The organism is Flavobacterium sp. GQ95 (genome assembly GCF_059758655.1).
Genome location: NZ_JCAXEB010000029.1, coordinates 1 through 14,872 on the forward strand (window position 1 = coordinate 1; position 14,872 = coordinate 14,872).

The 14,872-nt window shown below is 30.7% G+C and carries 12 protein-coding genes; all 12 read left to right on the forward strand.

The genetic code is table 11. The features are described 5' to 3' along the window. Positions 1–507, forward strand: a 507-nt coding sequence (locus AC6CH4_RS25500; protein ID WP_498108072.1) for a hypothetical protein, incomplete at its 5' end; no start/stop codon positions are given. A gap of 329 nt (positions 508–836) precedes the next feature. After that, positions 837–1,694 carry a hypothetical protein gene (locus AC6CH4_RS25505; RefSeq protein WP_498108074.1) on the forward strand — a complete coding sequence of 286 codons (858 nt, stop codon included), beginning with the start codon at positions 837–839 and terminating at the stop codon, positions 1,692–1,694. A 178-nt stretch (positions 1,695–1,872) separates the two neighbouring features. Further along, on the forward strand, positions 1,873–2,760 hold the full coding sequence (locus tag AC6CH4_RS25510) for a hypothetical protein (RefSeq protein ID WP_498108076.1): 888 nt from the start codon (positions 1,873–1,875) through the stop codon (positions 2,758–2,760). A 130-nt stretch (positions 2,761–2,890) separates the two neighbouring features. Continuing rightward, positions 2,891–3,733, forward strand: a complete 843-nt coding sequence (locus tag AC6CH4_RS25515; RefSeq protein ID WP_498108078.1) for a hypothetical protein — start codon at positions 2,891–2,893, stop codon at positions 3,731–3,733. Positions 3,734–4,120: 387 nt separating this feature from the next. Then, on the forward strand, positions 4,121–4,762 hold the full coding sequence (locus AC6CH4_RS25520; RefSeq protein ID WP_498108080.1) for a tail fiber domain-containing protein: 642 nt from the start codon (positions 4,121–4,123) through the stop codon (positions 4,760–4,762). 315 nt (positions 4,763–5,077) lie between these two features. Further along, positions 5,078–5,716 carry a peroxiredoxin gene (locus tag AC6CH4_RS25525; protein WP_498108082.1) on the forward strand — a complete coding sequence of 213 codons (639 nt, stop codon included), beginning with the start codon at positions 5,078–5,080 and terminating at the stop codon, positions 5,714–5,716. A gap of 871 nt (positions 5,717–6,587) precedes the next feature. Then, positions 6,588–7,823, forward strand: a complete 1,236-nt coding sequence (locus tag AC6CH4_RS25530; RefSeq protein ID WP_498108084.1) for a T9SS type B sorting domain-containing protein — start codon at positions 6,588–6,590, stop codon at positions 7,821–7,823. Between the two features lie 10 nt (positions 7,824–7,833). Continuing rightward, entirely contained in the window at positions 7,834–8,787 is a 954-nt protein-coding gene (locus AC6CH4_RS25535) for a PorP/SprF family type IX secretion system membrane protein (protein ID WP_498108086.1), read from the forward strand. Positions 8,788–9,258: 471 nt separating this feature from the next. After that, positions 9,259–9,618 carry a hypothetical protein gene (locus tag AC6CH4_RS25540; RefSeq protein WP_498108088.1) on the forward strand — a complete coding sequence of 120 codons (360 nt, stop codon included), beginning with the start codon at positions 9,259–9,261 and terminating at the stop codon, positions 9,616–9,618. 64 nt (positions 9,619–9,682) lie between these two features. Beyond that, a complete protein-coding gene (locus tag AC6CH4_RS25545; RefSeq protein ID WP_498108090.1) occupies positions 9,683–11,176 on the forward strand; it encodes a PAS domain-containing sensor histidine kinase in 1,494 nt (497 codons plus the stop codon). 838 nt (positions 11,177–12,014) lie between these two features. Continuing rightward, positions 12,015–12,413 (forward strand): bactofilin family protein, encoded by a 399-nt coding sequence (locus AC6CH4_RS25550; RefSeq protein WP_498108092.1) that lies wholly within the window; start codon positions 12,015–12,017, stop codon positions 12,411–12,413. A gap of 601 nt (positions 12,414–13,014) precedes the next feature. Continuing rightward, positions 13,015–14,655, forward strand: coding sequence for a gliding motility lipoprotein GldJ (gldJ, locus tag AC6CH4_RS25555; RefSeq protein WP_498108094.1), 1,641 nt, complete (start codon positions 13,015–13,017; stop codon positions 14,653–14,655). Positions 14,656–14,872 lie beyond the last annotated feature (217 nt).

A 14,872-nucleotide genomic window follows, 5' to 3' on the forward strand; every position in this document is an offset into this window, starting at 1 on the left:
GTTGCAGTTGCTGGAGGATATACAGGAACTGAGGCAGTGTGGTTATCTTCCCTAAAGGGAGAAACCGGAGCTGCTGGCGCTGTTGGAGCAACGGGGGCCGCTGGGAAATCAGCTTATGAAGTTGCAGTTGCAGGAGGATATACAGGAACAGAAACAGAATGGTTAGCTTCCTTAAAAGGATCAGACGGAGTAGGTGGTGCTCTTGTAGCAGGTACTAATACTACTGTTTCTGGAGTAGGTACTTTAGCAGATCCTTACAAAGTAAACACTATTGTACTTGTGCCAGTAAGTGAGAGATTTACCGTTGCCACAAATGGACAGACTAATTTTACATTAGCACAAACGCCATCGGCACTTGCTTCACCTCAGTTATTTGTCAATGGTGTAAGGATTAATGATGCTCAGGCACTAACTGTCTCAGGATCTACTGCAACATACGTACCAACTAAAAATGGTACTTACAACTTACTATCTTCTGATATTGTTATAATAGATTATATTAAATAATTTATAAGAATGCCAAACATCTTAATATAAGTTTGAAGTGAGTGTTCAGATTAATGATCAAATATCGAAAACTAAAAAAACGTAGTAAATAATTAAAATGAAAAGAACAGTGTGTCTGCTATTGTTAAGTGGTTAAAGAAGCTACTGACTCAAACAAAAAATGCATATAATATTGAAAAATAAAGATTATACGTTAAATATAGAAAATTTCCGGTGGAATAAAATTCTATTAATTATTTGTTTGATAAATGGAATAATTTAATTATTCAAATCAAAATATTTTTGAGAAATATTAAAAAGCGATTGTTAAAATTAAAACTAATAAAAAAATGAAAAAAACTTTATTATTGCTATTATTAGGATCTAGTGTTTCTATGATGGCTCAAAAGACATTTGTAACTATTTATGGAGAAAAGGTACCTTATACTGCCCCAGTTCCTGCAACAGAACTAGTACAAGGAACAGTGAGATTTGCCACAGCGGCTGAAGCGACGGCCGGTACAGACATCACTAAAGCAATTAATCCGTTTGTATTGAAAGGTTCATCAAATACAAAGGCAGATTTAACAGGCGCTGTTTTTACAGGTGCTATTAGTGTAAAAAATGCTTTGCCTCAAATTGGTATTTCCCCAATTGACGACAATCCTAGCTCAGGTTCATTTATTCGTACTGATGCTAACTCGAGTTTTTTTATGGGATCCTATGGAAATATTCATATTGGTGCTGGTGGTACTGCAGGTAAAGCTTTAAAGTTTCGTACAGGTTCAGCCGGTGCAGTAAGAATGTTTCTGGCAAATCATGGATGCTTAGGTATTGGTACCGAAACACCTTCTGTCGATGCAAAATTAGATGTAGCTGGTAAAGTTAAAATAAATGATGGGACACAAGGTGTTAATAAGGCGCTAACTTCAGATGCAACTGGTTTGGCTACATGGCAAGTTATACCAACTGGAGGGAGCATAAGAGTGATTCAGGAAGGTGTAGCTACAGCTAATCAAACTTCAATTGCGCTTACTTTTGTTCCGGCAGATACTACATCGGAGAAACTTTTTATTAATGGTGTGAGAATTAGCAGCAATGCATTTGTTGTTTTAACAGGAGCACAAACAGGAACATATTTACCGGCCAATAATAATGGCTATATATTTCAGGCAGGAGATATTTTCACTGTTGAATATACAAGGTAATTATTACTAGTACATCTTAAAAACAATAATTATTATGTTTTATCATTTTTAAGAGACTACTAATTTAAATCAATTGATTTTCTGTTAAAAATTATTAATCTTTTTTAAGTAAGATTATTATGCATTTAACATGCATTAGATTAAATAAAAGTGATTGTTAAATATTAAATTAAATAAAATGAAAAAAATATTATGTTTTCTATTATTGGGAACTGGTGGCTCAATGGTAGCACAAAAAATCTTATTAACTACTAGTGGAGAGAGAGTAACTTATACTGCCCCAGTTCCTGGTTCTGATGTGGTAAATGGAACGGCAGAATTTGCTACAACTGCTGAAACTACAGCAGGAATAGATGCGACTAAAATTATTAATCCTCTTAAATTGAAAGAATTTTTAGAGACAAAAGCAGATTTAACAGGTGATACTTTCACGGGTAATGTAAAAGTTTTTAATTCAGCTACAACTGTTAAAGAACTGCTGATTAATGCTACAGATGTTGATTCTAATACTCCGTCCATGCGTTCAAATGCTGCTGGTGATTTATTATTTACTGCTGGTACAGCAAATACGCATATTGGATATTTTAATAATAGTACACAAAATACAACATCTACTTTTGTAAGCCTTTATGCTGGAAACAGTGGTGAGCTGGTACGTATACAAAAAGCTGGACTTGGTGGAAATATAGGAATTGGTACCAGTACTCCTGCTGCAAGGTTGGATGTAGCGGGAAAAGTTAAAATTTCTGGTGGTGCAACAGATCCCTTATTAGTCGATGGAATGATATTAATGTCTGATGCAAACGGGTATGCTACATGGACTGTGCCACCTTCTAATAGCACAACTTATGAAGCTCAAGAGTTTATCGCGACTGCTAACCAACTAAACTTTTTATTAGCGGGTACTCCTAAAGATGTAAATAATATAAAGTTTTCTATTAACGGAAGACAAATCAAGAGAGCAGCATTTAGTCTTTCTGGTTCTACAGTAACATATATTCCTTCACAAAATGGTAGTTATCCAATAGCGGCTGGAGATTTAGTGAGAATCGATTTTACTAAGTAAAATAAGAGTTTAAAGATATCTTTCAAAATTATTAGGCCTGGTCAAGAATTATTAAAATTAATTCGATTGGAGCTGCATAATTTAACAAAGAATATAAAAGGGAAAATATTAAATATTAAATAAGATAGAAATGAAAAAAATTTTATGTTTATTACTAGTAGGAGCTAGTGCCTCTATGGCAGCGCAATCAAAAACATTAATAACGATTTATGGAGAGAAGATAGCGTATACTCCTCTTGTATTGGCTACAGAAGATTTAGCCGGTGTGGTACAATTAGCCACTAAACCCGAAGCTATTTTGGGTACTGATATACCAAAAGCAGTTCATCCTTCAGGATTAAAAGGAGTATTAGATCTAAAAGCAAATTTAACAGGAGCCACTTTTACGGGTGATGTAGTGATAGACGGCCCTTCTGTTCAACCAATAAGCATCATGAGTACTGATGCTGCGGCATCTAGTGGTTCTTGGTTGCATACCAATGCTAATAGTGATTTATATGTTGGCTCTGTTGGGGATATTGAATTTAGTTCTAAAAATGAAGTACTTTTTCATGTCGGTAATAACTCTCGAACATTTAGTATTACTCCGCAGGGAAATGTAAGTATTGGCCCAAATTTTGCAGCTGTAGACGCAAAGCTTGACATAGAAGGTAAAATTAAAATTACCAACGGATCAGAAGGAGTTGGCAAGGTATTGACGACAGATGGTACTGGTTTAGCGGAATGGGAATCTCTTCCTATCGGTGCACAACAATCAGTTGATGAATTTTCTGCTACAGTTAATCAGTTAGATTTTACATTGTCACAAACTCCAAAAGCAGTAAATCCAGATGTAAGATTGTTTATTAACGGAATGATTATTGCGAAAGCAGCTATCACTGTTGCAGGTACTACGGCAACATATGTACCATCAGCAAATGGTAATTATGCACTTCAGGCTAATGATGTTGTTGTAATTGACTACCTTAGATAAGTATATACATTGTAATAATAACAACTCAAATGTTAATTGAGTTGTTATTTATTATATGTTGAAAACAAACATAAATCTTGATTTATAAGCATAAGATGGGAGTTTTAATAGGATTGTCGGTGAGTTGATAGCTCAAAAGAACTATTGTTGCATGTTTATTAATTTAAATGGACGAGGAAAATACAAGAGCAAAGTTTAAAAACCAAGATAAGGAAGCAAACAAGAGATATGAATTGTGATAATCTGAAAATATATACAAAAATTTACGATGAAATAGCTATAGCTTACTTATTTCATCATATAATATAATTTTTTTATAAGAATTTATAAAAAAACTAGATATGATTGCTGAGAAAGGAATTATACTAATTTAAACAGTTAATTAAAATGAAAAAAACAATATACATATTATTATTTGCCGTTAGTGGTTCTATGGTAGCACAAAAAACTTTAGTGTCTTTAAATGGCGAAAAGATTCCTTTAAATACAACCTGGCAAGTTACAGGTAATGGAGGTTCAGCGAGCCCTTTTTTAGGGACAACAGATAATTTTCCTTTATTGTTTAGAACGAACAGTACGCAAAAAATGTGTATTCTGGCAAATGGAAATGTTGGTATTGGTGTTCTTAACCCTGTGGAAGAATTGGATGTAAACGGAGATATTAAATTTTCGGGTAGTCTCGTTGGGAATGTTACAGTGGGTTCCGATATTCGATTAAAACGGAATATTCAAAATTTAAAAGAAGGAGTGCATACAGTCATATCTTTAAGGCCTGTTTCGTATGAAAAGAAATGGCGCATAAAAGACACAGAATATCCAATACACGAACTTGGCTTTATAGCGCAGGAAGTTCGTGAAATTTTTCCGGATTTAGTAATTGAAGCAAATGATGAGGAGAAGACTTTATCAATTAATTATTTTTCAATTATTCCTATTTTAACTAAAGCCATTCAGGAACAACAAATTCAAATACAAGAACAACAAAAGCAAATTGATTTACTTCTAAAATTAGCGGAGAGTAAAAAATAATTTAAAAATTGCCTTAGGGTATTTTTTTGCATCTGCCTCTGTTTTAATCGAACGATAAGTGAAGTTAGATTGACATTGTGCAAAACATGTTGCATCGTTTCAGAGAAAGTTGAAAAAAATGAATATTAATTACATGAATGAAAAAAAGAATAATTGGATTTTTAATTTTAACAGTTATTATAAAAAGCCAATATATTTACAAAATAATATCGCTTATTATTTCAATTTCTATCTGGTTTTATTTTTACCAGCTTTTTACTTTTAATTTTTTAGAATTGAAACTAAAGGCTATTAATAAACATTAATAATAAATTTATGGCAACATTACGATTAGGAGATTTAGCTCCAGATTTTAAAGCAGAAACGACAAGTGGTTCTATACGTTTTTATGAATGGTTAGATAACTCATGGGGTGTTTTATTTTCGCATCCAGCTGATTTTACTCCAGTTTGCACTACTGAATTAGGAACGGTGGCTAACTATTATTTTGAATTTAAAAATAGAAATACAAAGGTTATTGCACTAAGTGTTGATGGACTTGAATCGCATTTGAAATGGATTAAAGATATTAACGAAACTCAAGGAGTAACAGTTAATTTTCCTATAATTGCAGATGAAAAAAAAGAAATAGCTGCACTTTATGACATGATACATCCCAATGCAAGTGATAAATTTACAGTAAGATCAGTTTATATAATTGGGCCTGATAAAAAAGTGAAGCTTATCTTAACCTATCCGGCTTCAACGGGTAGAAATTTTGATGAATTATTACGTGTTATTGATAGTTTACAGTTAACTGCAGGATATAGCGTTGTAACACCTGCAAATTGGTTACCTGGAGAAGACGTTATAATCGCTCCGTCAATCGCGGAAACCGATATCCCTATGAAATTTCCAAAAGGATATCATTACATAACCAGTTATTTAAGGACAACACCACAACCTGATAAGTAATTTTATAGTTCTTCAGTCTTAACGGAAAGCCGTATCTATTTAATAATTTTCAATAACGTGTAATAAATTGAAATTAAGTATATTTCACACATCTTCAATAACTAAATGAAATCGTTTAGCTATTGAAGATTTTTTTATACTTGAAAATAAAAATAATTCCTTTTGCAGGCTTTATTTTTGAAGATATTGGTGAAATAATAAGAGATCTTTTATTTGTTCGATTAACTTATATTTTTTTTGAGCATTTTTTAATATTGACTTCCTATTCATAAAATGTAAATCTCAATTAACCATTTTAGACGAGTTTGCTAGATAAGTAAAATTCTATATTGCATTTAAATATAACTTTTTTAAGGTGTGAAAATATCGATATTTTAAAATATTGTCTTAATAAAGTTTTTATTCTTGAATTCAATTTAATTGATGTGGTTATTTCTGTTGATTTAAACAAAATTTTATAATTAAATGGTTTATTTGGGCACTCATTAATTCAAATTTTTACTGTTATTTCTTTGTTCTATAGAGTATTAAAGATAAATTAACTACACGTGTATATTTGTGATATCTCTTTTTGAAAATCTATTCAATTATAGTTTTTATTTGCTGTATAAAATTGATCGTATTTGGTTGATTATAAATCAACTTAGAAATGAAATTGCTAAATGTTTTATGGATATTAAATCATCTATACTCTTTTTAAAGTTGTGTTCCAAAGATCTTACTATAATGCTAAATGTTTGAATTACTAGATTATGTCTTAGGATTTGTATTTGTAAAATATATTAAATCTGTTTTGTTCATTAAAAGTGCAATATTTATCATTTTGGTGAAATAGTTAAAAACGATAAATACGATTAAATATAAATTTATTATGAAAAGAATAAAAAAGAATCATTTTCTAACTATTAGTGTTGGATTGGTATCGTTAGTGAGTGCGGCACAAACTGTTAATATAGGCGATTTATCAATTACTTCTGGTGCCGTTTTCAGTACCATTGAAAAGCTGGAGAATCAACCGGATGGAGATTTGCTAAATGATGGAGAACTGTATGTATACGCTGACTTTAATAATGATGGACTGGTTACATTTACTCCTGGAACAAAATCTGGTATAACTCGTATGCGGGGGCAAACGGGATATCAGAATATTTCTGGAAGCCAACCTATAGAATTGTATGATGTTGAGTTTAATAATAATACCAAACAATCTGCTTTTCATTTATCGAATAAAGTTTCTATATATGGTACGGCTGATTTTAGTGCAGGTATTATAAATAATAACTTATATGGAGGTGTATTCGTTTTTGAGAACACTGCAAATTATGTTAATGCTGGAGACCAAAGCTTTGTTGACGGATCAGTTAGTAAAATAGGAAATGATACATTTCAGTTTCCTATCGGGAACGGTGGGCAATTTCGTTATACTTCAATTTCAGCGCCTGATAACACCAGCGATTCTTTTTCAGGAAAATATTTATTAGAGGACTCAAATTCTCTATACCCACATACGAGTAAAACGGGAACTATTAATTTTATAAATAATAGAGAATATTGGGAAATTGATAAAACGACTGGAAATAGTAATGTTTTTTTAACACTTAGCTGGGATGAAGATGTAAGTGCTCCCTTAATATATGCAAAGCCATATGAAGAAATTCATATTGTTCGTTGGGATATTGACAGTAAATTATGGATTGATGAAGGCGGTGTAGTTGATGTTGTGACAAAACAGGTTACTACAGTTATTGATCCATTAAAAAAATATGGCGTTTTTACACTTGCCCGTGTAAAAATTGCCAATGACGGTTTAGTAATTTATAATGCAATTTCGCCTAATGAGGATGGATTAAATGATTATTTTAAAATCGAGGGGATGGAAAAATATGATTATAATACTGTGGAAATTTATAATAGGTGGGGGACAAGAGTTTTTAAGACTACTTCATATGGTAGTAATGGAAATGTTTTTAAGGGATATGCGGATAAGAATATATTGAATGATAGTGTAAAACTACCAGAAGGCACTTATTTCTATGTTATAATTACAGGAAATGGTTCCTATGATAAGTATATTAAAAAAGCAGGGTATTTATATTTAACAAATTAAAAGAAAGATAATGTATAAAAAAAATACTACAAAACTAATGCTGGTTTCCTTTTTTTTTGGAATGTCAGTTAATGCACAACAAGACTCACAATATACGCAGTATATGTATAATACACAGGTTGTGAATCCTGCATATGCAGGTTCGCGGGATGTATTAAGTATTCTGGGACTTTATAGGGCACAATGGGTAGGACTTGACGGGGCGCCAAATACAGGCAGCTTTTCAATTAATTCTCCTGTCAGTGAAAAGGTTGGTTTAGGTTTTTCAGTTGTAAGTGATAAGATTGGGCCATCTGATAAAACAACTATGGCGGTTGATTTTTCATATAACATTACAGTATTCGAACATAATAAAGTGTTTTTTGGATTAAAGGCGTCAGCTAATTTATTAAATATTGATTATACTAAGTTAACCTTTTACAACCCAAATGATCCGACTTTTCAAAATAGTATCGAAAATCAATTTGCTCCAAACATAGGTGCAGGAGTCTTTTATCAGACTGATAACGGATATGTGGGTTTTTCTGTTCCTTTTATGCTCGAAACAGACTATTATAATAATTCCTCGATTTCCCAGGCTAGTGCTAAAGCTCATTTTTACTTAATGGGGGGGTATGTATTCGATTTGTCTCCAACTTTAAAATTTAAACCAGCGTTGTTAGCAAAAATGGTTAGCGGAGCTCCACTTCAAGTAGATGTATCTACAAATTTTTTAATAAATGATGTGGTGACTCTTGGATTAGCTTATAGAATTAGCCAAAGTATAAGCACTTTAGCAGCTTTTCAAATTACTCCAGGTTTAATGGCTGGATATGCTTATGATTTTGATACGTCAAATTTAGGTGTATACAATAATGGATCACATGAAGTTTTTTTGCGTTTTGAATTGCCTAAAGGTCAAATTAAAGTTCAGGATGAGGCTGTGAAAAAACATAAACAATCAGTTAATCCTCGTTTCTACTAAATTAAATCCCAATATTATATTTTGTAATAAAGTTGAAGTTTTTAATAATTATTTTGTTGACTATCCTTTTAAGCAGTTAAATTAATTTGCTTTCAGACAACAATTTATTCTTCATGTTTAATAATTATAGAGCCTGTTATTGCTGTAATAATGATTTTTATAATAATATTACTCATGAGTTTATTAGCAGATAGTAGTTTTGTATGAGATTTAAACAATTTTGCTTATTCAAAGCTTGCAGAAGCCGAAATTAGGAATGCATAATTTATTATTGGTTTTATAAAAATGTTTCAAAAAGAAAATTATGAATTCTGGAAGGAGACCTAGGTTTTTATGTAAAAGGAATTATGTACATGGTTTATCCTGATGATAATTCAAATTTCATGGGAAGTTTGTAATTTAGTGAGAAAGTGTAGGTATTACTAGTATTAAAATTGTGTTTATTATGTTTAACGCTAAACATTATAAAAAATGGATAAAAGAAAACTATTAATTTACGATAATCAAAAATATTTTTCTCGTTTTTTGATATATGAATTTGAGGAATATTCATTTGATGCATATGCTGATTTTACGCAATTCGATTATAATCTAAATCCTTATGCTATGATTATATTTGTCATCTATTCAGAAGCTGAATTATGGGATTTGATTAAGATATATAAGAAAGGCCCATCTATCCTTGTTTGTACCTCAAACAAAATAATGTTATCGAAATTAGCAGATATTACAGATATCTATCTGTATGATACTGCTAAGATAAAAGTAGAAATGCGGACAGGGTTAAAAACAGTCTTTAACCAGGTGTCTTTACTACAGACAATGGATTGAATTTAAAGGTATTTGTGAAATGTCGGTTGGTTTATGATACTATTTACTGTTAAATTAATCACTTATGATATTAAGACTTGATAAAATTGAGAATTTTGAAAATTCCTTTAACTTTCATAAAATGATATCAGATGAAGCTGGAGAGGTGTTATTCCTATTCACTCTAGATTCAAATAACAAATATGATATAAAACTATTGAGTGATACTGTTTATGAAATGTTTGAATTAACAGTTCCTAAGTTTTTAAATGATATTGCGACCTCAATTTATAATAGATTATTCTCTGAGGAGAGAAATGTAATTTTTCAGTCATTGTTAGATTCAAAAAAATATGGAACAAATTGGGAGTTAGTAGTGAAAATTCTGTTACCTGATAAAGGTTTGAGATGGTTCAAGGTTTTTTCAAAAGTGCAATTAGACTCGAAAGGTACAGCTGTTTTTTATGGTAGAATTTCGGATGTTACATACATAAAGAATTTAGAGCATAAACTTAAAATATCAAATGAATTTTGTGAATTTGTTTCAGATGTACTACCGGTTTGTTTTTGGGATTGGAATCTAAGCGATAATACGGTTTTTTATTCATCTAAATCCTTAAAAATTTTAGAGATAGAACACGAAGGCTTTATTAGTAAGGAGATTTTAGATAAAAGAATACATCAGGAGGATTTGGATAGGTACCACAAGATCATTGAAAATCATCTTGAATATAAAACTCCATTTTATGAGAATTTCCGAAGAATTTTGACTAATAGTGGCAGTTATAAATGGATTTTAGATAAAGGAAAAGTAGTCGAGCACGACAATAGTGGAAAAGCACTGAGAATAATAGGTGTTTTTACTGATATGTTATATCAAAAGGAGGCCGAATTTAAAAAGGTAATTGATTTGTTCAGTAATCAGAATAATTATTTAATAAATTTTTCGCATGTTGTTTCTAACCATTTAACTAAGCATTCTAAAAGTTTAAGTTTACTTCTTAATATTATTGATTCGGAAGAAATTTTAGATACAAATACTGAAACTTTAAAATATTTACATGGTGTTTCTGATGATATAAATAATTTATTATTTTACATGTTACAAATATTTGAGATTCGAAATGATTTAGAAACAGTTATACCGCCTTTACATATAAAAAAAAGTATAAAGGCAGTTGCAGACCGTTTCGATAAAGGCAGTGTTGATCTTATAAATAATATTCCTGATGATGCTGTTACTAATTTTAAGCAAACTTATTTCGAAAGTATTTTGTTGAAATTTATTACAATTGCTATAAAACATACCCATCCTGATAGATTTCTTGTAATAAAGTTTGATTTTTCAATTGAAAACAATAAAAAAACATTGAGAATAACGGATAATGGTTTAGGAGTGGATCTGAAAAAATACGAGGGTTTGCTTTTTGGTGTATATCAAACATTTCATAAGGATGATATGGTCGAGGGACTAAGTTTATATATGATAAAAAAACAAATTGAATCGATGAACGGAAAAGTTAATGTAGTCACTAGAAATGAAATTGGAACAATTTTTGAAATTATTTTTAGTAACTAATTGAAGTTGCAGCTCTTATCAGATAAAAAAGGAGTTTAATAAGTCTGTCTGCAATCAGTTAGCTGTATCTGTATCATGCTTTATAGTGTAAAATGATAATTTTCTGTTAGATAGGTGTTATTTCGAAAGAAATTATTCAGCGGAAAGATATGGTCAGATAAGTTGGTAATTGTGAAATTATTATCACTCCTATTGCTTTATTGGTACGCTTTTAACTTGGATATTTTATGAAACAATTTGTTTTATTCTCAATATACTTGATAGAAGAACGTTCAGCAAACGATTACATAAAATAAGAAAGTTACTCATACAAATTAAATTGAAACTTCTTATGTAGAAGTTTCAACGAATTATAATTGACTTTCCTTGCTATACCTAGCAATATTTTATACTGCAAATTTAAAGAATTCTTCAAGACTATAAATAAAAAGATCACACCAATATACAAGACTATTATTATGGTGTTGAAGTATAATTACTCACGACAGAAGATGGAATTTCAATAGCTTTTTATTTTACACTCGGAAAAGCCCGGATGCAAAAGCGTTAGAAAGATAATTTATAAATTCTCATAAAGGCATCATTATAAAGATTGGGAGATATTTCTTAAAGAGAAATCCAATTTAAAGAGTCCAATGTAAGTCAAGTGTTAAGACAATAGACGCATTGAAGCAAAAGTCAAAATTAAATGAGTAGAATCAACAATAAGACATTAAAATGTTCCAAGAGCAATCCAATGCGATGATCTTAGAACTAGAAAGTTTTACCCCTTAGTAAACAGTAAGTAAAGTTAGGTATAATGATTATTGCATAAGCATTGAATTAATGATAAAAAAATATGTTTAACAAAAAACTAAAAGCTGAAGTTGATTTTTCAGAAAAAATAAGCAGGATTGAAGAAGGTACCACTATAAAAGGAGACATTATTAGTATGACTGACTTTAGATTAGATGGTGAGTTAATTGGGAATTTTAATTCAAAATGTAAAATAATAATAGGAATGAAAGGTGTTATAATTGGAGATCTTGATTGTAAAAGTGCAGATATAGAAGGGAAGTGTGAGGGTAAAATTAAAGTTGAAGAGATTCTAAGCCTAAAAGCTAGCGCCATAGTTCGAGGAGAAATTATTAGTGGTAAATTAGCTGTAGAATTGGGAGCTCAGCTTAATATTAACTATGCTACAAAGACGGAAAAGATGACATCAAAAGAAGAGCAGCAACAGATTAATAAAGAATAATTTTACAGTATTTTATATCTATTTAAACTTCATTTTAGTATTAAAAACTAAATTGTAGTAAAGAGGATTTGTTTAATTGAAAACTAAATGTTTTTTTTTGTAAGGGTTCTCATGATCAGTTTATTATTTAATAAAAGTAAAACTTATTTTTTTTCATGATAACAGAAGAATGCGAAGGTTATTGTAATAGTATAATACTCATTTTGCTTGTTTTTTAAGTATAATATAATTGGAAATAGGAATGTTAAATATTTTTTGAATACACGTGTATCTGCGTGTATTCAATTTCAGTGCCCATTGTTTTCCTTATTTTATCTTTGTGTAATATTTAACTGTATTAGAATTCTGATTGATATGTATTTTGAAGATCGTTTTGTATTAAAACTAATCACTCATATTTTATCTCTTTAAAGTTCTGTAATTGAGTTGCTGTAAGTTTGATAGATATCAAATAAAAAACTTTGCAATTAAGTGTTTTTTAATAAATATCCAGTAAGCGGGTACCAGATGTAAGTTTATTTAAAAAAACTGCTTATTTGATGACTTAATCTGTGCTGGTAATAAAATTTAATATATGCAATTTATTTTGTAATAATTTTCTATGAAAAAGACAAATATTATTTTCTTTAAACTTTCTCTAATTTTTCTGATATTCATTCTTGGCTGTGATAAGAAACCGCTATATACTAATATTTCTCGGGCAACTGGCTGGAAGACGAGTGGATTACAGCAAAGTTTTGTGCAAAATACAGGGCCTGGCTTAGTTTTTATCGAAGGCGGGTCCTTTATGATGGGGAAGGTTGAAGATGATGTAATGCACGATGAGAATAATGGTGCCACAAATCAGCATGTAATGTCTTTTTATATGGATGAAACAGAAGTTACAAATGAGATGTATTTAGAATATTTAAAATGGACAAAAAAAATTTTCCCCCCCACCGAAGAAAACTATAAAAATATTTATTCTGGAATTTTACCTGACACTTTAATATGGAGGGATAGATTGGGTTATAATGAAATAATGGTGACCGATTATTTAAGACATCCGGCCTATTCAAATTATCCAGTAGTTGGTATCAATTGGGTTCAAGCCACTGAATTTTGTATTTGGCGGACAGATAGGGTTAATGAAAAGGCCTTAGAAAAAAGTGGTTTTATAAAAAAAAATGCTAAAGATAATGATGTAACTGCTGAAACTGCGTTTAGTACGGAAACTTATTTTGCTGCGCCAACATTAACATATGGCAGCAATAGTGATATTCTTTTAAATGAAGATATTTTATTAAAAGATAATAAAAATTCTAATGTGCATGAACGAAATATATATCCACAAAGGGCAAGTGGTATCTTATCACTACAATATAGGCTTCCTACAGAGGCAGAATGGGAATATGCTGCTGCGGCAGAAGCATCACAAAGAGAATATAATAATTATAAAGGACAACGAAAATTTCCATGGTCTGGCAAATATACACGCTCAAAAAATGGAGATCAGTTGGCTAATTTTAAGCATAGTGCGGGAGATTATGGAGGGATTTCGGGATGGTCAGATGATAATGCAGATATTACTAATGCGGTAAAAAGCTATCCTCCAAATGGTTTTGGTTTATATGATATGGCTGGAAATGTTGCAGAGTGGGTTGCCGATGTTTATAGGCCAACAATAGATAATCAAACAAATGATTTTAATTATTTTAGAGGAAATGTTTATATAAAACATAAATTAGGGGAAGACAGAAAAATTGAAATCTTTAATAAAAATAACATGTTATATGACACACTGAGTAATGGGCGGATTATGGCTCGAAGTTTTCCGGGGCAAATATTAACTGTACCAGTGGATGAAGATGAAACTTTTTTAAGACGTAATTTTGACAAGTCATATGAAATTAACTATAGAGATGGTGATGAACAATCAATACAGTATTTAAAATCTCGCTTTTCGGGATCTAAAAAAGGAAATGATAGTAAAGAAATGTATAATTCACCTAATAATTTTGTTTTTAAAAATAGTATTGGAAAAATAACTGGAAGATATGATAAATCAAATTCCAGAACTACTTTAATAAATGATAAAATAAGAGTTTATAAAGGTGGTTCCTGGAGAGATAGGGCATATTGGTTAAATCCGGCACAAAGACGATTTTTGTCGCAAGATATGGCAACCAATTTCATAGGGTTTAGATGCGCCATGTCAAGAGTTGGTTTAAAGGCTGTTAGAAAAAAAACAAAAAGAAATTAATTAATGAATATAATGTCAATGATAAAAATGAAATCTATGTATTAAATACCTATAGATATTTGAAGGATAATCTCGAGTTATTATTGCAAGAACTATTCAGAGTTTTAGTACGATTGGTATTTACAATTTTATCTGGACCGCAACCAACGGCTGCCAAGATATAGTTAAGATAAAAGTTGCCAATACCCCTATTGATGCAGTTGATGATAATTATACC

Coding starts and splice junctions, on each gene's coding strand:
- AC6CH4_RS25505 (WP_498108074.1), top strand. CDS start 837: ATGAAAAAAACTTTATTATTGCTATTATTAGGATCTAGTGTTTCTATG.
- AC6CH4_RS25510 (WP_498108076.1), top strand. CDS start 1,873: ATGAAAAAAATATTATGTTTTCTATTATTGGGAACTGGTGGCTCAATG.
- AC6CH4_RS25515 (WP_498108078.1), top strand. CDS start 2,891: ATGAAAAAAATTTTATGTTTATTACTAGTAGGAGCTAGTGCCTCTATG.
- AC6CH4_RS25520 (WP_498108080.1), top strand. CDS start 4,121: ATGAAAAAAACAATATACATATTATTATTTGCCGTTAGTGGTTCTATG.
- AC6CH4_RS25525 (WP_498108082.1), top strand. CDS start 5,078: ATGGCAACATTACGATTAGGAGATTTAGCTCCAGATTTTAAAGCAGAA.
- AC6CH4_RS25530 (WP_498108084.1), top strand. CDS start 6,588: ATGAAAAGAATAAAAAAGAATCATTTTCTAACTATTAGTGTTGGATTG.
- AC6CH4_RS25535 (WP_498108086.1), top strand. CDS start 7,834: ATGTATAAAAAAAATACTACAAAACTAATGCTGGTTTCCTTTTTTTTT.
- AC6CH4_RS25540 (WP_498108088.1), top strand. CDS start 9,259: ATGGATAAAAGAAAACTATTAATTTACGATAATCAAAAATATTTTTCT.
- AC6CH4_RS25545 (WP_498108090.1), top strand. CDS start 9,683: ATGATATTAAGACTTGATAAAATTGAGAATTTTGAAAATTCCTTTAAC.
- AC6CH4_RS25550 (WP_498108092.1), top strand. CDS start 12,015: ATGTTTAACAAAAAACTAAAAGCTGAAGTTGATTTTTCAGAAAAAATA.
- gldJ (WP_498108094.1), top strand. CDS start 13,015: ATGAAAAAGACAAATATTATTTTCTTTAAACTTTCTCTAATTTTTCTG.